We start from the raw sequence: 19,874 nt of genomic DNA, 5'->3' as shown, positions 1-19,874 counted from the left end.
ACAGTCATGGAACTGAACGAATTCCTCGAGGGGGAAACGCTGGACGGACGGCAGGCCGCGATCGTGTTCTTCACCTTTCTGGTGCTCATCGTCATCGCGGCGCTGATCCTGATCATGTTCAGCGACGTCTTCTACAACCTGGTCAACTAGCCCCTCTCACCGGGCTCACTCCGACAGTATCGCGAGCCGAACCGCGTCCGCGAGCGCGTTCACGCGAGCGACGTGCTCGTAGGAGCCGTCCCGAACCCCGTTCGTGACGTACGAGAAGGCGATATTCTCCTCGGGGTCGGCCCAGCCGACGCTGCTCCCCAGCCCCGCGTGGCCGAACGTTCGTTCCGGCGAGAGCGTTCCGTAGGGGGCGACCGTCGTCCCGCCCTTCCAGAAACCGAGCGCGAACCGTCCCTCCCGCCCGAGCGTACCGTCCGCGTCGGTCTCGGCCTCAAGGGCCGTCATCCGCTCGACGGTCTCCGCCGAAAGGAACCGGGTGCCCTCGAGCTCGCCGCCGTTGGCGAGGCAGGCGTAGAAGCGCGCCATGTCGCCGGCGGTTCCGATCCCGTTGGCCGCCGGAATCACGGCGCGGTGGATCTCTTCGGCGTTGAACGGCGCCGCGACCTCGGTGTTGTCCCCGAGCCCCTCGCCCGGGTCCCGACAGCGATCGAACGCCTCGAAGCCGACCAGCGTCGCCACGTCGTCGTCCTCGCCCTCCCGGAGGCCGATCCCGGTGTCGTCCATTCCCAGCGGCTCGAACACGCGCTCTTTTGCGGCCTCCTCGATCGACGATCCGGACACCCGACGGACGAGTTCGCCGACCAGCCAGCCGAACGTGAGCGCGTGGTAGGCCGGCGTCTCGCCCGGCGGGAAGTTCGGCTCCATCGCTTCGATCTGCGCGACCGCGGCCTCCCAGTCGGTCCAGAGGTCGGGCCGGTCGTCGATCTCACCCGTGTTGAGCCCCGCGGTGTGGCTGAGCACCTGCCGAACGGTGATTTCGGCCTTCTCGGTGCCCTCGTCGGCGAACTCCGGCCAGTGGTCGACGACGCGGTCGTCGTAGTCGAGTTCCCCCTCGTCGACCAGCGTGTGCAGCGTCACGGCGGCGTAGGGCTTCGTACACGAGAACAGCACGTGTCGCGTCTCGGGCGTCTCCCGGTCGCCGTCGGGCCCTTCGCGGCCGCCCGCGAGGTCGAGCACCCGCTCGCCGTCGACGTAGACGGCCAGTTGCGCGCCGTGGTGGAGCCCGACCTCGAGGTGGCGGTCGAAGAGGGCGGCGATCCGCTCGCGGTCCGAATCGGGGAGTCGTGTCATACCACACCACTCCAGCGGAAGGACCGTAACGGTTCCCCACCAACCTTTTTAACGGGATCCTCGCTCGCTTCGCTCGCTCGAACCCCGTCTGCTCACGGGCCGAAGGCCCGTTCGCACGTCACGTGGGACCTCCGGTCCCACGCTGCCAAAAAACGTCCTCAGAAATCGAAGATTTCTGATGGGCGTAGCAAGAGCTTCGCTCTTGCGACCGTTGATGAAAAAAGGCCGTCGTTACGGGGCTTCGCCCCGCTCCGGCGGGGAACCGCTCGCTTCGCGAGCGGATGCTAGCGTCGTTAGCCGGAGAACTCGTAGAGTTCGTCGCCGACGTGGTGCAGCGAGTCGATGACCTTCCCCTCGTTGCCGGTCATATCGTCGCCGTCGACGCGGGCGCGGCCGACCGCCAGCACCTTCCCGTGGGACTCCTCGGCGATGACGACCAGATCGTCGGGCGAGATGTCGTCGGTGGCCTCCGTGATCCCCGGCCGCATCACGTCCGCGCCGTCGCTGACGAACGAGATCGCGCCGGCATCGACCGTGACCAGCCGCTTCTCGGGTTCGTAGGCGTTGGCACCTCTGACGGTCAGGAACGGCTCTTCGTCGAAGTATGCAACCCGTGGCTCGCCGTCGATGAGAACGACCTCCCAGTCGGTGTCCTCGAACTCGACGCGCTCGTAAGCATCCCCGTCGGGTGAGACGCCGAGTTGCTCCTCGAGGGCCGTCTCGACGTCCGAGACGGCATCGCTGCGGAGGTGGTGTCGGGACTTGACCTGCATACCCGGTCCAACGACCGAACGGGAGATAAAAGGCCCGTTCGGCGACCGATCGGAGGCCCTGAGAGTCGCCGCCGATTACGAGTGTGATAATTGCTAAGTACTAGCACGGTGTCCGGTTAGCTATGTGGCCCTCCCGGACGCGCACTGAGACGGTCACGTGTCTCGCCTGCGGCGACCAGGTCACCCGGTCGATGGCGCGCGAGTACGACAAACACGGCGACCGCTGGGATCGCGAGGACAAGGAGTTCGAACACCTCTGTAAATCCTGTCACGACGAGCTCTGTCACTATCCGCGGGACGAACTCGAGGCCTTACTCGTCGAGAGCGAGGCCGGCGAAACGGATCGGGACGCCTTTCTCGCCGACTACCTCGAGACCGTCGAGGAGCGCTACGGGACGCTCGAAGAGGAGTCCTGACGGCGAACCGCGTCGAGTTCACAGCGTCCCTCGAGCGGCGCCAATTCGGGCTTCGACCGCTCCAGCGGTCGCCTGCCCATCCCGACACGACTTTCACCTTCACGTCCGTAGGCCCCGATATGAGTAACGACGCACAGGCCGAGGCCGGGACGGCCGAGGCCCAGGGCCCGGTCGAAGTCTCGGAGGACCTCGCGCGCCACCTCGAGAACAAACGCGAGGAACTCTTCGAGAAGTTCGAACTCCGCGACGAGTTCCCCGCCGAGGTCCTCGAGGAGGCCGAAGCCCGAACAGAGGGCGTGACGGCCGAGATCAGCGACGAGATCGACGAACGGAAGGATCTGCGAGATCTGACGACCTGGACGACGGACCCGATCGACGCCCAGGACTTCGACGACGCGCTCTCGATCGAGGAGCGCGACGACGAGTACGTCCTCTGGGTCCACATCGCCGACGTCACCCACTACGTTAATCCCGACACGGCGATGTGGGACGAGGCCGTCGAACGGGGCAACACGGTCTACCTGCCCGGCTACACAGTCCACATGCTGCCGCCGGTGCTCGCCGAGACGGTCTGTTCGCTGGTCGCTAACGAGGACCGACTCGCCCACACCGTCGAGATGCACCTCGACAAGGAGAACCTCTCCTACGAGAACATCGAGATCTATAAGTCGGTCATCCAGTCCGACGAGCGCCTGACCTATTCGCAGGCCGAAAATCGACTCGAGGACCCCGATGCCGACCTCCACGAGGAGAACACACTGGTCTACGAGGTCGCGAATCGAATGCACGAACAGCGCAAGGAGGACGGCTCGCTCGTCCTGAACCCGAGCCGCGACCGGGCCCACACGATCATCGAGGAGTGCATGCTGAAGGCCAACAAGGCCGTCACGCACGAGCTGATGTGGAATCGCGGTGTCGAGGCGATGTACCGGGTCCACCCCCAGCCCAGCCCCGACGAGTGGTCCGAAGCCCTCCGCGAAATTCAGGACTTAGACGGCGTCTCGATCCCCGGCGACACGTGGGACGACCCGCGAAAGGCGGTCAACGCGACGCTCGAGGAGGCGCCCGGCCGGCAACTCGACAAGATCCAGTGGGCGGTGATGAAGGTGATGCCCCGCGCGAAGTACATGAACGACCCCTTCGGCGGCCACCACGCGCTGAACTTCGAGATCTACGGCCACTTCACCAGCCCCATCCGCCGGCTCAGCGACCTGATCAACCACTGGATCGTCTACCAGAACGACGTCCCCGAGAACCTGATCGAACTCTGCGACCGCGCCAGCGACAAGCAGAAGGACGCCGAGCAGTGCGAACGGGAGTACAAGAACTTCCTCCAGGAGGTCGGCCTCGACCCGATGGCGGTCAACAACCGCGGGATCGAAATCGTGGACGACGACGAAGCCGACAAGACGCTGTAGCGGCCGGTAGTCGTCCGATTTCCCCTGTTTCTCGATTGTCGTTCGGCGCGGCGAAGGTCCGGAACCGCTCGCCGAGGGATCAGAAACGTCGCCCGAATCGGCGACCGCCTCGGGCTATCGCATCTCGGTCGCTATCGGTCGCTCGTAGACGTACTCCTCGAGCCCCGCGGCCAGATCGTTCTCACGGGTCGCGACGCGTTCGAACCCCGCGGACTCGTAAAACGCAATCCCGACGTCGTTGGCCGCGAGGACGGCCAGTCGCAGGCGGTCGAACGCGTGCTCGAGGTCTCTCTCGAGTCGCGTCAACAACTGCGTCCCGATCCCCTCGCCCCAGATCTCGGGGCTGACGTACAGGCGCGCGAGGTAGCCGACCGCGGAGTCCTCCGGCCACGGGACGGCGTGGGCGAACCCGGCACACTCGCGGTCGAACTCGCCGCTGCGCTCCCCCGTCGATCGCACTCGAGACTCGCTGTCGGTCGGTTCGGCGACGAGAAAGGCCACGTCCGTCCGCTCGCTCGCGCCGGCGATCGACGACTCGAGGTCGCCGATCGCGTACCAGTCGTCGACGACCTCGTCGACCCGGTCGGACCCGAGGATCTCGTCGTAGGCGGCGTGCCAGCTCTCGCGGGCCGTCTCGTGGATCGCCCAGGCGTCGTCGCGGGTCGCCGGCCGAACGGCTCGAGTCACGCGAAGTCCTAACAACTCAGCGACTAAAAGTTCGTGGCCGGCCGTTGAACGGTTATACAGGTCCTGATACGTCGATATCCGACTGTCTCGATCGCGGCGGTGTCGGTCCGTCTGAAACGTTCGCCGGCGGTCGGCGGACCGTCAGACGGGAATCGACCCCGACCGATCCCGCGTCACCGTCCTCCTTCGACGACGAACGCTTCCGTCCCGATCACGCTGCCGCCGACCCAGCACTCGCGGGCGAACCACGCGAAGTAGCTCACGAGGCCAGCGGTGAGCACGCCCTCGAGCGGTCCGAGTCCGGTGATACCGTCGCCCCGAAGGAGGCTGATGAGGCTGATCGCGGCCCAGCCGACGGCCAGCAGGGTGATCGCGGCGGCGGCGACGCGGGGCCACTCGAGGGTCGTCGACCCGAGCGAGACCCGCTCCCGGCGGCCGGCGGCGAGCATCCCGCACCCGACGGCGACGAGCCACGCGACGATCGCGATCATCGACGGCGTCGTCGGAATCCCCAGCGCGGCGACGAAGCTGACGGCCAGCAGGAGCGTCACGGCGCCACCGCCCGCGAGCCCGCGGCGGAGGACGGCCTTGCGAGCGTTCATCGGACGCCGATTCGGCTGCGGCCGCCATTACCCGTTCGGATCGCGGTCGTCGGAGCTGGGCGAGACGAGAGCGAAACGGGAAAACGCGGAAAACCAAGAAACCGGTCGTCGAGTCGCGATCAGTCGTCGTCCATCGGCGCCGTCACGGGCTCGACGCGCTCGCCGCGCGGCCCCTCGAGATCCACTTTCGGCAGCAGATCACGCAGGTAGCGTCCGGTGTGGGAATCTTCGAGTTGCGCGACCTGCTCGGGCGTACCGGTCGCGACGATCTCGCCGCCGTTCTCGCCGCCCTCGGGGCCGAGATCGATGATGTGGTCGGCGTTCTTCACGAGGTCGAGCTCGTGCTCGATGACGACGACGGTGTTGCCGTTGTCGGTCAGCCGGTGGAGGACGTCGATGAGCTTGCGCTCGTCCTCGCTGTGGAGCCCGGTGGTGGGCTCGTCGAGCAGGTAGAGCGTCTCCCCCGTGTCCTTCTTCCCCAACTCCTCGGCGAGCTTGATCCGCTGGGCCTCGCCGCCCGACAGCGTCGTGGAGGGCTGGCCGAGCTTCATGTAGTCGAGGCCGACGTCCTTCAGCAGCTTCAGGCGCCGTCGGATCTGGCTCGAGGACTCGAAGAACTCGTAGGCCTCCTCGACTTCCATCTCGAGGACGTCGGCGATGGTCTTGCCCTTGTAGGTGACGTCGAGCGTGGCGTCGTTGTAACGGGCGCCGTCACACTCCTCACAGGGGACGTAGACGTCGCTCAGGAAGTTCATCTCGATCTTGACGGTGCCCTGTCCGCCGCATTCCTCGCAGCGGCCGCCCTTGACGTTGAAGGAGAACCGTCCCTTCTCGTAGCCGCGCTGTTTCGCCAGCTTCGTCTGAGCGAACAGCTCGCGGATGTAGTCGAAGACGTTGGTGTACGTCGCCGGGTTCGAGCGGGGTGTGCGGCCGATCGGCGACTGGTCGATCAGGCGCACGGTCTCGATGTCCTCGAGGCCCTCGAGGGCGTCGTGGTCGCCAGGAATGACCGACGTGTTGTCGTTCATCTCGCGGGCCAGTCCCTTGTAGAGCACCTCGTGCATGAGCGTCGATTTGCCGGAGCCGGAGACGCCCGTGATCGCCGTGAAGTTGCCGAGCGGGATGTCGACGTCGACGTCGTCCAAGTTGTGCTGGCGGGCGCCGCGGATCGTGAGTGCCCCGTCGGCGTCGCGGCGTTCGTCGGGGACCGGAATCTGCCGGCGGCCGGAGAGGTACTCGCCCGTCACGGAGCCCTCGGTCGCCTTGACCTCTTCGACGGGGCCGTTGGCGACGACCTCGCCGCCGCGCTTGCCCGGACCGGGCCCCATGTCGATGACCTGGTCCGCTCGGCGCATCGTCTCCTCGTCGTGTTCGACGACGATGAGGGTGTTTCCGAGGTCCCGCAGTTCCTCCAAGGTGTCCAGCAGGCGGTCGTTGTCCCGCTGGTGGAGCCCGATCGAGGGCTCGTCTAACACGTAGAGGACGCCGACGAGGCCGGAACCGATCTGCGTGGCGAGGCGGATGCGCTGGCTCTCGCCGCCCGACAGCGTCGCGGCCTCCCGATCGAGCGTAAGGTACTCGAGGCCGACCTCGCACATGAAGCCCAGACGCGCGCGGATCTCCTTTAAGATCTCCTCGGCGATCACCTTCTCGCGTTCGGTGAAGTTCGCCTCCATCGATTCGAAGTGCTCGAGGGCGTCGCCGATGCTCATCGCGTTGATCTCAGTGATCGCCGTCCCGTCGACGAGCACGGCCCGACTCGCGGCCTTCAGCCGCGTGCCGTCACAGGCCGGACACTCCGTCGCGGACATGTAGTCCTCGATGTGCTCTCTGGTCGAGTCGGAGTCGGTCTCGATATACCGGCGCTCGAGGTTCGGAATGACGCCCTCGAAGCGCTTTCGCTTCCGGCGGGTACCGTTCTTCGTGCTTCGCTTGAACACGACCTCGTCGTCGGTGCCGTAGAGGAACGCCCGCTGGACGTCCTCGTCTAACTCTTCGAACGGCGTCGACAGCGAGACGCCGAAGTGCTCGGCGACGGCGTCGAGGCGGGTCCGGTAGTACGACCGGTTGTAGCTCCAGGCCTCGAAGACGTGCTTGAGCGGCTTGGACTCGTCCTGGACGACCAGATCCTCGTCGACCTCCTTGGTCTCGCCCAGCCCCTCGCACTCGGGACAGGCGCCGTGGGGCGAGTTGAACGAAAAGGAGCGGGTCTCGATCTCGGGGACGTCGATCCCGCAGTGGGTACAGGCGAGGTCCTTCGAGAACTCGACGACGAAGCGGTCGTCCTCCTCGGTCTCGTCGCCCAGCGCGCCCGTCCGACGGGCCGCCTCGCCGAGGTCGCTCGCGACGTCTTTGGGCGCGTCCGGCAGGATGACCTTCAGGACGCCCTCGGCCTCGTCGAGCGCGGTTTCGACGCTGTCGATGATGCGCGGGCGGTCCTCCGCGGAGACCTTCACGCGGTCGACGATGACGTCGACGGTGTGATCGAAGTTCTCGTCCAGATCGGGATCGTCCAGCGTGAGGTCGTGTTCCTCGCCGTCGATCTCGACGCGGGCGTATCCCTCCGACACTAATTCCTCGAAGAGGTCCTCGAAGGCCCCCTTCTGGTCGCGGACGACCGGCGCCGCCAGCTTGACCTTCGTGCCCTCGGGGAGCTCGAGGATGCGTTCGACCATGTTCTGGGCCGACTGTTCGCCGACTTCGCGGCCGCACTCGGGACAGTGGGGGGTGCCGACGCGGGCGTAGAGGAGACGGAGATAGTCGTGGAGTTCCGTGACGGTCCCCACCGTCGATCGGGGGTTGTTCGCGGCGTTCTTCTGGTCGATCGAGATCGCCGGGGAGAGCCCTTCGACGGTCTCGACCTGCGGCTTGTCCATCTGCCCGAGGAAGTTCCGGGCGTACGCTGAGAGGCTCTCGATGTACCGCCGCTGGCCCTCGGCGTAGATCGTCTCGAACGCCAGCGAGGACTTGCCCGACCCCGACAGGCCGGTGACGACGGTGAACTCCTCGCGCGGAATGGTGACGTCGAGGTCCTTGAGGTTGTGTTCCTCCGCGCCCCGCACCTCGATGTAGTCCTTGCTCATAATTTCGTGGTGATCGGTGACTGAGTAATTGCGCGACTCGCTGCTCGATTCACTGTGATGGAGTCAGTGGCCGGAAGGACTTAACGGGTCTGAAAGCCCGATAGCCTGGGATTTGCTAGCAGCTAGCCCGATCGAACGCTCCGTCGCCGCGACCTCGTGACGATCCGAGTCCCCAGTCCAAAGTGACTTCGGTCGGACTCCCCAACGGAAAGTCATGAGCGACGACACCGACCCCGGCCTGGCGGTCGACGACTTCGTCGACTACTGCCACACGCAAGCGGGACTCCTCTCCGGCCGCGTCGAGACCATGCGCTCCGAGGCCGACGACCTGCTCGCCGAGATCGACGAGGACATGGCCGAACTCCGCGGGCAACTCGAGGACCACTCGACGGCGACGACGGGGACCGACGCCCCGTCGACGCCGGACGGCCCCGGCGACGAACTGGACCTCGACGCATTCGAGGAACTCGAGAGCAACGTCAAGGAGAAACAGCTGCTGCTCGAGGCCAAACAGACCCGAATGGAGGTCTTCCAGACGCTGGCCGGCGAGTACACGGACCTCGCCGAGGAGTTGGCCGAGGACGTCGACGACGGCGAGGACGCTCTCTCCCGCCTGCTCGAGTTCGAGGCCGACCGCGACGCCCCGGCGTACTTCGACGAGCGGGAGACGATGCTCGAGGCCGCCACCAGTTCGGGATCGACGGAGAGCGAGTAACCGATGAGACGGACGTGTTCGCCTCGGTATCTCGGGTCAGTCTGCTGCCCGGTCGTCGGTCGACGCACGGACCGTCAGTACGGGGGTCTTCGCCGTCCGCAGCACCCGTTCCGTCGCGCTGCCTAACAGCAGTCGATCGAGGCCGCTGCGCCCGTGCGTTCCCATCACGATTAGGTCGGCATCGATCTCGTCCGCGTACGTCCGAATTTGCTTGTCGATCGACCCGTATTGCACTGTACTCACCGTGTCGACGGACGACTTCTCGGCCGCTGCGATCGCGTCATCGACGACATCGCGGGCGTAGTTCTCGAGTCGCTCGAGGCGGAGATCATTTCGGTCGTCGATCGCCGCCGGCGTCACGTCGACCACCGAGAGGACGTGCACGGTCGCGTCGTCGTGTCTCGCGATCGCCAACGCGCGTTCGAGGGCCACCTCGGCGTGGACGCTGCCGTCGGTCGGAACCAAGATCGTCTCGAACGGATAGCGGCGTTTGACCTCGGACGCGCCCCGAACGACGAGAACGGGGACCGTGGCGTCGCGGACGACCGATTCGGTCACGCTGCCCAGCAGGAGTCGGCCGACGCCGCGGCGCCCGCGAGTCCCCATCACGATCGCGTCGATTCCGTTGTTCGCGGCGTACTCGAGGATCGCCTTCCGCGGCTCGCCGGTTCGCTTTTCGTCGATAACGGTCGCGTCGGTACCGCCGGCCCACTCGCGGCTCTCGGCGAGCAATTCGTCGGCGTCGTCCTCCTCGTCCGGATCGACGACATGCAGGACGTGGACGGTCACCTGCTCCTCGGCGGCGATCTCGCCGGCGTACTCGAGGGCTGCGTTTGCCGGGCCACTCCCGTCCGTCGGCACGAGGATCCGTTCGAACATACGCCATCGACGTCACGGAGGACCTTACATCCACACCGCTGTTCTCGGCGGCTGGGTGCGGTCGACGCGTCGGTCGAGGTCACGGTTCCGCCGCCTCGAGCGCCTCGAGCAACTTATCGACGTCCTCAGGGGTGTTGAACGCGTGGACCGACGCCCGGATCGCGTCGGGGTCGGGCAGCGACCTGACGACGATTCCGGCGTCGGAAAGCCGTTCGACGGTCGATTCGGGATCCTCGACGTCGATAGTGACGAGGCCGGACTCGAAGCCGCGCGGACTCAGCAGTCGCTCGTCCGAGAGGCCGTCCTTGAGCCGATCGGTGAGCCGTTCGATCCGCGATTCGATCGCGTCGAGACCGACCTCCTCGAGCGCCCGGATCGATTCCGCCAGTCCCGCGTGCGGCGCGGGGCTCGCCGTGCCGACTTCGAACCGTCCGGCTCCCGGCGCGTACTCGTACTCGGCGGCGTTCGGGTCGACGACGCTGCGATAGCCGATCGCGGCGGGAACGAGGTCGTGCTCGCGCTCGAGCCCCTCGCGAACGTACAGGAAGCCGGAGCCGAAGGGGCCGACGAGCCACTTGTGGCCCGCGGCGGCGACGAAGTCGGCGCCCCACTCGCGGACGTCGACCGGTCGCTGGCCGGGCGCCTGCACGGCGTCGACGAGGACCAGCGCGCCGGCGTCGTGGGCGATATCGACGATTTCGGACACCGGCAGTCGGGTACCGTGGGTCCAGGTGAGCGAACTCACGCAGAACAGCGTCGCGTCCTCGGCCGCCGCCGTCACGTCCTCGAGGTCCAATCGTCCGCGTTCGGTCTCGAGAACCCGCACATCGACCCCCCGCTCGCGCTCGAGGCGCTGCCACGGCAGGATTCCCGCGGAGTGCTCGAGGTCGGTTCGAACGACGATGTCGTCGTCCCAGTCGAGCGCGCCTGCGACGCGGTTGATCCCGTCGGTCGTGCTCTCCGTGAGCGCGATCTCGGCGGGCGCCACGCCCAGCAGGTCCGCGATCGCGTCTCGCGCCTCGTCGTAGGCGTCGAACGCCGCGGGATACTGCCCCTCGCTCGTCGGGGCCTCGAACTCGTGGGACTCGAGAGCCGATTCGGCCGCCTCGACGACGCGGCGCGGGCTCGGACCGCCCGCACCCCAGTTGAAATACGCGCCGGACTCGAGGGCCGGCATCGTCTCGCGCAACTCGATGGGGTCCATACCCCGTCCGTCGGTCGGCGTCGTGTTCGTTCTGGCGATCGGTTTCGAGCCGCGACGATGGGCCGACCGTACTGTGTGAATCGAACAATGTTCGGGTATATTTAAACACCCTGTGTATCAGGGGAAGCGCCGCCGAGATTACTATCGCTCGAGAATTGTCGCGGGTATTGACCGTATGTCCACTCGTAGGTAGAGATGAGGAGAAGGCCAATGACAACGACAGCAGCAAACCGACGGCAGTTCATGGCGGCGCTGGGCGCGGCCGGCACCATCGCGGTGGCCGGCTGCCTCGGCGGCGACCGGCCCCAGGCGGACAGCGCGGCGAACGAGACGGAGCCGGCGGGCGACGAGGAGGGTCTGTCGGCGGCGAAGGCTGTCGACGTCGACCGGATCGCCCGGGACCCGACGGACGTGCCCCCGCCGGTCGACTGGTGCGAGCCCCGCGTCCACGACGTGACCGTCCGCACCGAGCGGCTGGTCGCCGAGATCGAGCCGGGGGTCACCTTCGAGTACATGACCTTCGAAGGCCAGGTGCCCGGGCCGATGATCCGAGTTCGCGAGGGCGACCGCGTGAACCTCACCTTCGACGTGCCCGAGGAGCTCAACATGGCCCAGCACAACATGGACTTCCACGCTGTCTACGGGCCGGGTGGGGGCGCCGAGGCGACGACGGTCAGCCCCGGCGACGATCCCGCCGAGATCAGCTTCACCGCCGACTACCCCGGGGTGTTCATCTACCACTGCGCGATCCCGAACATGGACTACCACATCAGCTCGGGTATGTTCGGCGCGATCCTCGTCGAACCCGAGGAGGGGCTTCCGGAGGTCGACCGCGAGTACTACCTCGGCCAGCACGAGCTCTACACCGACGGCGAGGTCGGCGAGGAGGGCCACCACGCCTTCGACTTCGACGCCATGCTCGCCGAACAGCCCACCTATGTCGTCTTCAACGGCCAGGCCTACGGCCTCACCGAGGACCACGCCATGCAGGCCAACACGGGCGAGACCGCGCGGGTGTACTTCGCCAACGGCGGCCCCAACCTCACCAGCGCCGTCCACCCCATCGGGAACGTCTGGAGCCGCTACTACCGCGACGGCGACCTCCTGACCGACCCCGACCGCAACATCGAGACCGCGCCCGTCGCCCCCGGGACGACGACCGCCGGCGAGATGGAGTTCCCCGTCCCCGGCCCCGTCAAGCTCGTCGACCACGCGCTGACCCGCGCGACCCGCAAGGGCGTTCTCGCCGCGATCCACGTCGACGGCGAACCCACTCGCGACCTCTACGACGAGAGTCCGTGAGCGGGATCGCCCCAGCGGTTCACCAGCATCGACTCGATCGACCGTCCGTGGTCGCCTCGAGCGACCACTTTTCCTTCTCCGTACCCACATATCGCCCCCGACGTCCGCGTGCAACCCGGTTCGGCGACCGCCGCGACGCTGATCGAGCGCCCTCGCGTCGTGTTCCCGACCTACGGTAACTGAGGGCGGGCTTTTACATGGTCGCCGAGCAACACTCGCCCGATAATGCTCGTCTCGGCACCGCTACTCGCGTTCGACGCCAGCGATCCGGAAGCGACGGTCGCGATCGGGCAGCTGTTCGCCTCCCTCGCGGTCGGCGTCGCCGCGCTCGTTTTGCTGTACTACACGTACGTCTTCGTCCGTGACGTCCTCGTCGCCGACGTCCGCGAAGCGCAGTGGTACCTCTTCGCCGCGATCGGCGCCGCGATCGTGTACGCCGTCACCGACATCGGGACGGTGGCGCTCGAGGCCGACTCGCTCTCCCTGTTCGCCGAGGGCGCGGTGCTGTTTTTCATCCTCTTTCTCGCGCTGGCGATCCGCGCGATGTACCACGCCGAACGGCCCGGCGAGGGGCGATCGCGACTGGTCCCCGCGTGGGCCGACTACGCCGTCATCGGGATCTTCGTCGCCGCGTGGTGGGGGACCTTCCTCCTCGAGAGCGACTGGACGCGCCCGGTGATCGCCGTCGGCTGGATCGTCACCTCGGCGTGGGCCGTGCTCTACGCCGTCCAGACGGTCCGCGTCCACGAGGGAACGACGCTCGCGGCGCTGACGCGCCACCTGCTGCCGGCGATTCTCTGTCTCGCCGCCGTCGTCTCCGTCGATCTCGTGACCGGCTTCCTGTCGGGATACGAGGCGCTGACCGACGCGATCTGGATCGTCGGGACGACGCTGGTCGCCGCCTTCCTGTTCGACACCGCCGTCGCCATCCGCCAGCAGGGCGGCGAACTCGAGCGGCTGTACGACTGGACGACGTGGCGCGAACAGTCGTTCGAGCAGTAGCCGCAGACGGCGTTCCGGGCGGCCGTCGCCGCCTCAGAGGTTCCCGCGCAGCACGATCTCCTCGCCGACGGAGTCGAGCATGTCCTCGGTGACGACGTAGTCCTCGTCGTCCTCGCCCTCGACGCCCAGCGAGGCGAGGAGCTGCTCTGCGATCGACGGGTTCGGGTCGACGGAGGCGCGCCCGTTCTCGACTTTCGCGACGATACCGAGCTCCTTGCCTTCGGCGTCGACGACCGTCTTGCCGACCTCGTCGTCAGTCAGTGTTGCTGTCATACCCGGTGCTTTCACGACGACCGGGTTAACTCCGGGGCCGTCCCGTGCCAGCCCGACACGGCGTCTCCGTCGCCCGCACCGGTCGCCCGTCACGCGATCGGTCTCGCTGCAAGCGCGCCCCCGAGCTATTTGACGGCGGCCGACGACGGTACGGTCGAAGCGTCCGCTTCCGTCCAGCTATGACTCACACCATCGAACTCAGCGACGACATGAAAGAACGACTCGACAGCCACTGCGAAGAGGGCGAGTCCTACGAGGAGTTCCTCGAGGAGCTCCTCTCGATCTACGAGACCGAGGGCGCGTTCCTGCAGGAAGGCTACTCCGAGTGACGGCCGCGTGGGCCTCGAGTGTCCGGCCTTCCCGTTCGATCGGAACCTGACGGCGAAACGATCGTTGAGGCGTGACTCCGACCCGTCGCCGCTAGGACGGTATCGCTCACGGAGGCGGCTGTAGACGAAACTGGGAGATAACGGCTGAACCGTTAGTCGTCTTGCGTCACCGGTTCCTCCTGGGGCGTCTGTTTCTCCTGGAGGTGTTCGATCGCGTGGAGTTCGACGACCGGGAACAGTTTGGCCACCGTGAGGAAAAACAGCGTCACCATCCCGACCGTGCCGGTCAGCGACGAGATTTCGATGAGACTCGGGGAGTACTCGCCGGGCACCGCGCCGTAGATGTCGAGCGTCGGGTGCAGGAATCCCTCGACGACGAACAGAATCTTCTCGATCAGCGTCCCGGTGAGGACCATGAGGCCGGCGGCGACGGATCGCTTCTTGGTGAACAGCGCCGGGCGAATCGTCTGTGCGAAGATGAACGCGAGCGCCGTGAAGACGAGCCCCATCGCGAGGACGTACAGCGGTTGGTGAATCCGCCCCTCGGCCGCGTGGGTGACGTCCACGGGTGCCGTGAACAGGCCGGTGACGAGCTGCTGGAGCTGCAGCCAGAGGAAGAGCAGACAGAAGAAGCCGAGCCACAGCAGCAGGCCGCGGAAGATGTCATCGGTGATGATGTGATCCCAGTCGTAGGCCCAGCGGAAGGCGTAGGACAGCAGGATAACGCCGCTGATCGCCGAGGTGAGGGCGATAGTGAGGAACTGCGGGCCCTGAACGGCGCCGAACCAGCCCGGCATCGTCGGGATCACCGCGAACAGCCACGGGATGACGCCGCCGTGGAGCAAGAGCGGGGCCATGATGATGATCGCCAGCGCGAGCCACCAGACCATTCGCTCGATGATCTCGTCTTCCTTCTCGGTGTAGCCGATCGTCATGAACCGATAGATCGGACCGAACCGATCCGGCAACTGATCGCGAAGCCGGCTGACGTCGTAGCGAAGCGTCAGCGAGAGGTAGGTCGCCGTCAACACGAGGTAGGCGGTGATGACGGTCACGTCCCACACCAGCGGCGAGTTGTGGACCGTGATGTGGTAGTGGCCCAGCACGCTCGTGACCATCCGGTCGGGCCGACCCATGTGGACGATGATGTAGAAGCCGGCCGCCGAGAGTCCCGCGATCGTCAGCAGCTCCGCCAGGCGAGCGACCGGCATGTACCGTTCCATCCCGAGCAGCCGGACGGCGGCTGAGAGGATGATGCCGCCGTGTGCGATCCCGACCCACCAGATGAACGCACCGATGTAGACGCCCCACGTGACGCCGCCGCCCGACCCCCAGTCCGCGAGGCCGGTGACGACCATTCCCTCGTAGAGCTGGTAGAACCAGCCGAGCAGGAACAGGGTAAACGCCAATCCCGCGACGGCGGCCAGCGCGAAGTACTTCGTCGACGTGTTCTGTATCGGACGCAAGATGTCGGCCTTCCGTGGCGTTTTCGTACTCATTGGTTGACCTTCACAAGCATACGCGTACCACTCCCGTCATTGCATCCGTTGGCTTTGCAAGCACCACCGAACGAGTCGAAACGGACTCTCGTCCCCGACCGGTCGTTCCGCTCAACCCCCGTCCCACCACGAGCCGAGTCGCGGTCGCGGGTTCGCGAGTCGCTGCAAGCCGTTGCTCCGCGACCGACTGTGAACGCCGAGACTCGAGTAACGACGAGTTGTCGCCCGTATTCGGACGTTTCGGTAGCGCCATCGGGGCGTCAACGACCGACTGGGTTCGGAACGTCGCTGCAGTGGCTGTGAACGGTGTGGCACCTCCAAGTGGCTGCGGGCCGAACCGTCGTCCATGACGATTCTGGTCGCTCTCGACGAGTCGGATCCCGGTCGGGCGGCCCTCGAGTACGCGCTCGAGAACCACGCCGACGACGATATCGTCGTCGTCCACGTCATCGATCCGAACGAGAGCGGCTACGGCGAGGCCGCACACATCGGCGCCGACGGGATCCGCAAACAGCGCCGGGAGCGGGCGACCGCGCTGTTCGAGACGGCCCTGGAGGCAGCGGCCGAGCGGGACTGCGAGATCGAGACGGCACTCCTGACCGGTCAGCCCGCGGCCGCCGTCCTCGAGTACGCGACCGATCGCGCGGTCGACCGGATCGTCGTCGGCAGTCACGGCCGGTCGGGCATCTCGCGGGTCTTGCTCGGGAGCGTCGCGGAACGGATCGCCCGCCGATCGTCCGTTCCGGTGACGATCGTTCGCTGACGGCCGGCGACCGAAGGGGGGAGCGCGTCATCTCCGTTCGAGAGGTCCGGAAGGCGCCTGCATCGGCTCTGGGACGTCCCTTCCCCCTCCTTCGAAACTCGTTGTCTGGGGACGGACACTCCACCGTAACTGAATAAACTAATGTGGCTTCGAAATAGTTTCGGCGGTATGAACAACCGCTACGATGTGGTCATCGCTGGTGCCGGTCCCGCCGGGGGACAGTGCGCACGCGACCTCGTTGCCAGGGGCTACGACGTCGTGGTCCTCGAGACCGAGTCGGAAGACGAGTTCCCGCGCCAGAGCAACAAGTCGACAGCGGGAACGTTCCCGTCGATGATGGCCTCCTTCGGGATCCCGGACGACGTCGTCATGCAGTACACCGACAGCGTCGTCCTCGAGTCGCCGACCGACCACTACGTGCAGGAACAGCCCGGCGCGGTGCTTGAGTTCGCCGACTTCAAGCGCTTCCTCGTCGAGGACGGTCGCGACGGCGGTGCGGAGTACCTGTTTGACGCCCGCGTCACTGCTCCGATCATGGAGAACGGCGAGATCGTCGGCGTTCGGTACAACGGCGACGAGGAGGTCTACGGCGATATCGTGATCGACGCGACGGGACCGTCCGCACCGCTAGCGAAGAAACTCGACGTCGTCGACCTGAAACGCGAGAACCACGCGATCGGCATCGAGTATGAATTCGAGGGGATCGACATCGACCGGCCCGGGTTCGCCGACCTGAACGACGCGATGATGCTCCGACTGGACCACGAGATCGCCCCCGGCGGCTACTCGTGGGTCTTCCACACCGGCGAGGACACCGCCAAGGTCGGACTCTGTTACCTCCAGAACGAGCACCACAGTCGGTACGCCAAGGACGGCCACACGGTCGACGACTACCTCGAGCACTGGCTCGAGACGGACCCCCGCTTCGCGAACGCCGAGCGCCTCGAGGGGAAACAACACCGAGGCTCGGCCCACCTCCAGCTGCCGGAACGGATGCACACCGACCGGTTCATGGCCATCGGCGACACCGTCCCGACGGTCGACCCGCTGTGGGGCGAGGGGATCAACAAGTGCATGCAGTCCGGTCGCGTCGCGGCCGTCGCCGTCGACAGCTGTCTCAAACACGGCCTCGAGCCGACCGCCGAGAACCTCGAGGTGTACGACACCCTCTGGCACCGCGACGTCGCGCCCAACCAGCGCAAGCGACTGCTGATGACCCAACTGCTCTACCTCGCGCCGAACGAGCGCTACGATCAGTTCATGGCCGATCTCCACCGCCTCGACGAGGAGACGCTCGCGGCGGCGAACAACGGAAATATTCTCGCCCTCGCGAAGCTGTTCGATATCGACGACGCGCCGCTGCTCGCCCGCTTCGCGAAACAGCACCTCAAACTCGATCAGTTCCTGTAGGGCTCCGTCCGTTCTCGCCGGAAAAAGACGAACTCGATTTTCAATTGGCGACGGATCGTCGTCCGTCGACCGCCCATCGATGCGTCGAAACGCCGTTATCTCGGTGAGCCGGCCGTTCAGTTCCGTCTCCGGAGCAGTGCGATCGAGAGCAAGGCGGCGAGCGCGACCGTGACGCCGAATCCCGGCATGCTGTCGCCGTCCTCCCCGTCGTCGCTATCGGTCTCGTTTCCGCCGGTCTCGTTTCCGTCAGTTTCGTTCTCGCCCTCGGTTTCGACCCCGAGGAACTCGCCTGCCTCCGCCACGTCGAGTCGGGGATGTTCCTCGAGCGACGCGTCGAGGTGAATCTCCGTCTCGCTGTCGACGAGCGCGGTCTCCCTGACGTCGTCCTCGGACGGATCGGCGTCGACGAGGCCGTCGGCGTAGAGGTACCGGGTCTCGGTCTCGTCGTCCGCTTCGGCGTAAATGTGGCTCACGGAGACGCCGTGGAACTCGTCCTCGATGATCTCCTCGAACGCGGAGAAGTTATCGAACTTCGCGCCCGCAGTCACCGTCGTCGTACCGTCGCTCGCGTCGACGTCGAGACCCGATACCTGGAGGTCGGCGTCCTCGAGGGCCTGCCAGAGTTCGAGATCGTCCTCACCGACCGCCGAGTCGTTCTCGAGTTGCTGGGTCAGCGCCGCGAGTCCGGTGTCGAACAGGTCGTCCTGGCTGACGTCGATCGCCAGTTCGAACTCGATCTCGTCGTCGACCGTTTCGCCGTGCCCCTCGAAGGTGAGATTGGCCTGTCGCTCGATTTCGCGTTCCTCGAGTTCGTCGACGTACGCGTCCCAGTTCTCGCTGTCGGCGCTCATCGAGGCCGTCAGCGTCACCGTCTCATCGCCGTCGTTCGACGTGAGTTCGGCTTCCCACTCGGTGGTCCGAACGAGGTCCGCTTCCGACCGGGCCTCGAACTGCGCTCGGAGATCCTCGGTGACGCCGAGTTCCTGGAACTCCTCGTCGTCGACGCTCTCGAAGAGGTCGACCGCGCTCTCTGCGAGCGGGGTCAGGTTGCTGACGTCGGCGTGCCACTCGCCCTCGACCGCCGTGTCGCTCTGGCTGTGACTCAGTTCGATCGTGTTCATCTCGACGCCGAAGACGCCGTCGAGGAACGCTTCGGCCTCGTCCTGCGTGAGGTCGACCTCCGGATCGTCGGCGATTTCGGCCGCGACGATCGGCGCGAACGCGTCGAGGTCCTGGTATTCGACCGAGTACGCGATATCGAGGACCTGCTGATCGCGCTCCTCCTCGAGCGCGTATTCGTCGATCGTCACCGTCGCTTCGCCGCCGAGATCGGCGGCGACTATGCCGAACCGCTCCTCGAGGGTCTTTTTGGCGGCTTTCTTGTTCTCCCACTGATCGACTTCCGTCCCCGAGAGCGCCTGCTTCTGGCGGATCTCGAGGGAATAGTTCCCGTCCGTTCCGGAGACGCTGAGGTCGACCGCTTCCGTCGGCGAATTCTGCGGGAGGTTCGTCCCGAAGGCGTACTCGCCGCTCGTCGCGAGGTGGTCCACGCTCGATTCGATCGATCCCGACGTCATCGCCTCGTCGAAGTACATCGCCATCGGTTCCTCGCTGGCGTTGACCGTCAGCTGGGTGTCGGCTTCGAACGAGGCTTCCTCGTCGGTGTAGGCACCCGAGACGTCCATCGAGAAGTCGTCGACCTCGTCGGGGCGATCCGCGGTGAGCGCGGTCGAACTGTTGACGCTACCGGGATCGGCCCACAGGTCGAACGCCGCGGAGACGTCTTCCTCGAGGTCGTCGGTTAGCAGCGCGTAGACGATCCCCTCGGAGACGTCGACACCGAACTCGCCCGTTCCGCTCTCTGTGACGTTCTCCTCGTAGACGAGGACGGCATCGCCCTCGCCGGTCACGTACGCCTCGTCGGCGATCTCCGACTCGTCGGGCGATTCGGCCGCCAACACGCCGCCGGCGAACACCGACGTAATCATCACGACTGCCATCACGATCGGCAGCACTCGTCTCGTTGCTCGATGCGGACTGTTTCCTGACATTAATATAGTATTTGTCCCAACAGTGATTTATAAATTTCCCTAACGGATCGAGCTACAGTTATTTCCGACAGCGGTTGGTCTCTCGTCGGCGTCTCAGTTGTCCACGGGAGACGGGAGAATGGACAGGTTTGTAGCAGTTCCACACGAGCGACTGAGCGCATCGATCGCG

At 66.0% G+C, this 19,874-nt stretch carries 19 protein-coding genes; 9 read left to right on the top strand and 10 right to left on the bottom strand.

The features are described 5' to 3' along the window. Positions 1 to 6 precede the first annotated feature (6 nt). The gene (locus HTUR_RS27480) at positions 7 to 150 is read left to right on the top strand and encodes a hypothetical protein (protein WP_012944223.1); all 144 of its coding nucleotides are present in this window, start codon (positions 7 to 9) and stop codon (positions 148 to 150) included. Positions 151 to 165: 15 nt separating this feature from the next. On the opposite strand, the gene HTUR_RS15290 is transcribed toward HTUR_RS27480, so the two are convergent. Together HTUR_RS15290 and HTUR_RS15285 are read right to left on the bottom strand one after the other, a co-directional pair. Next, positions 166 to 1,299: an EstA family serine hydrolase gene (locus HTUR_RS15290; RefSeq protein WP_012944222.1), complete on the bottom strand. Its 1,134-nt coding sequence runs from the start codon at positions 1,297 to 1,299 to the stop codon at positions 166 to 168. Positions 1,300 to 1,592: 293 nt separating this feature from the next. Further along, complete coding sequence (locus HTUR_RS15285) at positions 1,593 to 2,072, bottom strand: RNA-binding protein (RefSeq protein WP_012944221.1); 480 nt, start codon at positions 2,070 to 2,072, stop codon at positions 1,593 to 1,595. A gap of 122 nt (positions 2,073 to 2,194) precedes the next feature. Here HTUR_RS15285 and HTUR_RS15280 point away from each other — a divergent pair, with 122 nt between their 5' ends. Together HTUR_RS15280 and HTUR_RS15275 are read left to right on the top strand one after the other, a co-directional pair. Continuing rightward, on the top strand, positions 2,195 to 2,488 hold the full coding sequence (locus HTUR_RS15280; protein ID WP_012944220.1) for a DUF7562 family protein: 294 nt from the start codon (positions 2,195 to 2,197) through the stop codon (positions 2,486 to 2,488). A gap of 119 nt (positions 2,489 to 2,607) precedes the next feature. Continuing rightward, entirely contained in the window at positions 2,608 to 3,906 is a 1,299-nt protein-coding gene (locus HTUR_RS15275; protein ID WP_012944219.1) for an RNB domain-containing ribonuclease, read from the top strand. A gap of 114 nt (positions 3,907 to 4,020) precedes the next feature. Here HTUR_RS15275 and HTUR_RS15270 read toward each other — a convergent pair whose 3' ends face one another. The 3 genes from HTUR_RS15270 to uvrA all read right to left on the bottom strand — a co-directional run bounded on the left by HTUR_RS15270 (position 4,021) and on the right by uvrA (position 8,278). After that, on the bottom strand, positions 4,021 to 4,593 hold the full coding sequence (locus HTUR_RS15270; protein ID WP_012944218.1) for a GNAT family N-acetyltransferase: 573 nt from the start codon (positions 4,591 to 4,593) through the stop codon (positions 4,021 to 4,023). Positions 4,594 to 4,766: 173 nt separating this feature from the next. After that, positions 4,767 to 5,195, bottom strand: coding sequence for a hypothetical protein (locus HTUR_RS15265; RefSeq protein WP_012944217.1), 429 nt, complete (start codon positions 5,193 to 5,195; stop codon positions 4,767 to 4,769). A gap of 119 nt (positions 5,196 to 5,314) precedes the next feature. After that, complete coding sequence (uvrA, locus tag HTUR_RS15260; protein ID WP_012944216.1) at positions 5,315 to 8,278, bottom strand: excinuclease ABC subunit UvrA; 2,964 nt, start codon at positions 8,276 to 8,278, stop codon at positions 5,315 to 5,317. A 214-nt stretch (positions 8,279 to 8,492) separates the two neighbouring features. Between uvrA and HTUR_RS15255 the strand changes: the two genes are divergently transcribed. Next, complete coding sequence (locus HTUR_RS15255) at positions 8,493 to 8,993, top strand: hypothetical protein (protein WP_012944215.1); 501 nt, start codon at positions 8,493 to 8,495, stop codon at positions 8,991 to 8,993. Positions 8,994 to 9,029: 36 nt separating this feature from the next. Here the strand turns inward: HTUR_RS15255 and HTUR_RS15250 are convergent, their stop codons facing one another. Both HTUR_RS15250 and HTUR_RS15245 read right to left on the bottom strand, forming a co-directional pair. Then, positions 9,030 to 9,872: a universal stress protein gene (locus tag HTUR_RS15250; RefSeq protein WP_012944214.1), complete on the bottom strand. Its 843-nt coding sequence runs from the start codon at positions 9,870 to 9,872 to the stop codon at positions 9,030 to 9,032. A gap of 79 nt (positions 9,873 to 9,951) precedes the next feature. Beyond that, entirely contained in the window at positions 9,952 to 11,076 is a 1,125-nt protein-coding gene (locus HTUR_RS15245; RefSeq protein WP_012944213.1) for an aminotransferase class V-fold PLP-dependent enzyme, read from the bottom strand. Between the two features lie 243 nt (positions 11,077 to 11,319). Here HTUR_RS15245 and nirK point away from each other — a divergent pair, with 243 nt between their 5' ends. Together nirK and HTUR_RS15235 are read left to right on the top strand one after the other, a co-directional pair. Beyond that, complete coding sequence (gene nirK, locus HTUR_RS15240) at positions 11,320 to 12,378, top strand: copper-containing nitrite reductase (protein WP_012944212.1); 1,059 nt, start codon at positions 11,320 to 11,322, stop codon at positions 12,376 to 12,378. A 225-nt stretch (positions 12,379 to 12,603) separates the two neighbouring features. Then, entirely contained in the window at positions 12,604 to 13,380 is a 777-nt protein-coding gene (locus tag HTUR_RS15235; protein ID WP_012944211.1) for a hypothetical protein, read from the top strand. A 33-nt stretch (positions 13,381 to 13,413) separates the two neighbouring features. Here the strand turns inward: HTUR_RS15235 and HTUR_RS15230 are convergent, their stop codons facing one another. Next, the gene (locus HTUR_RS15230; protein WP_012944210.1) at positions 13,414 to 13,653 is read right to left on the bottom strand and encodes a hypothetical protein; all 240 of its coding nucleotides are present in this window, start codon (positions 13,651 to 13,653) and stop codon (positions 13,414 to 13,416) included. Positions 13,654 to 13,832: 179 nt separating this feature from the next. Here HTUR_RS15230 and HTUR_RS27475 point away from each other — a divergent pair, with 179 nt between their 5' ends. Then, on the top strand, positions 13,833 to 13,982 hold the full coding sequence (locus HTUR_RS27475; RefSeq protein ID WP_008893999.1) for a DUF7557 family protein: 150 nt from the start codon (positions 13,833 to 13,835) through the stop codon (positions 13,980 to 13,982). Positions 13,983 to 14,134: 152 nt separating this feature from the next. Here the strand turns inward: HTUR_RS27475 and nrfD are convergent, their stop codons facing one another. Then, positions 14,135 to 15,481: an NrfD/PsrC family molybdoenzyme membrane anchor subunit gene (gene nrfD / locus HTUR_RS15225; RefSeq protein ID WP_012944209.1), complete on the bottom strand. Its 1,347-nt coding sequence runs from the start codon at positions 15,479 to 15,481 to the stop codon at positions 14,135 to 14,137. Positions 15,482 to 15,827: 346 nt separating this feature from the next. Between nrfD and HTUR_RS15220 the strand changes: the two genes are divergently transcribed. Then, complete coding sequence (locus HTUR_RS15220) at positions 15,828 to 16,244, top strand: universal stress protein (protein WP_012944208.1); 417 nt, start codon at positions 15,828 to 15,830, stop codon at positions 16,242 to 16,244. Positions 16,245 to 16,412: 168 nt separating this feature from the next. Further along, positions 16,413 to 17,654, top strand: coding sequence for a digeranylgeranylglycerophospholipid reductase (locus HTUR_RS15215; protein WP_012944207.1), 1,242 nt, complete (start codon positions 16,413 to 16,415; stop codon positions 17,652 to 17,654). Positions 17,655 to 17,770: 116 nt separating this feature from the next. Here the strand turns inward: HTUR_RS15215 and HTUR_RS15210 are convergent, their stop codons facing one another. Beyond that, positions 17,771 to 19,654 (bottom strand): PGF-CTERM sorting domain-containing protein, encoded by a 1,884-nt coding sequence (locus tag HTUR_RS15210; protein ID WP_012944206.1) that lies wholly within the window; start codon positions 19,652 to 19,654, stop codon positions 17,771 to 17,773. Positions 19,655 to 19,874: the final 220 nt, after the last annotated feature.

It is taken from the genome of Haloterrigena turkmenica DSM 5511, assembly GCF_000025325.1.
Lineage (GTDB): Archaea > Halobacteriota > Halobacteria > Halobacteriales > Natrialbaceae > Haloterrigena > Haloterrigena turkmenica.
The sequence above is the reverse complement of the archived record's forward strand: the minus strand, read 5'-3'. Positions and strand labels throughout refer to the sequence as shown.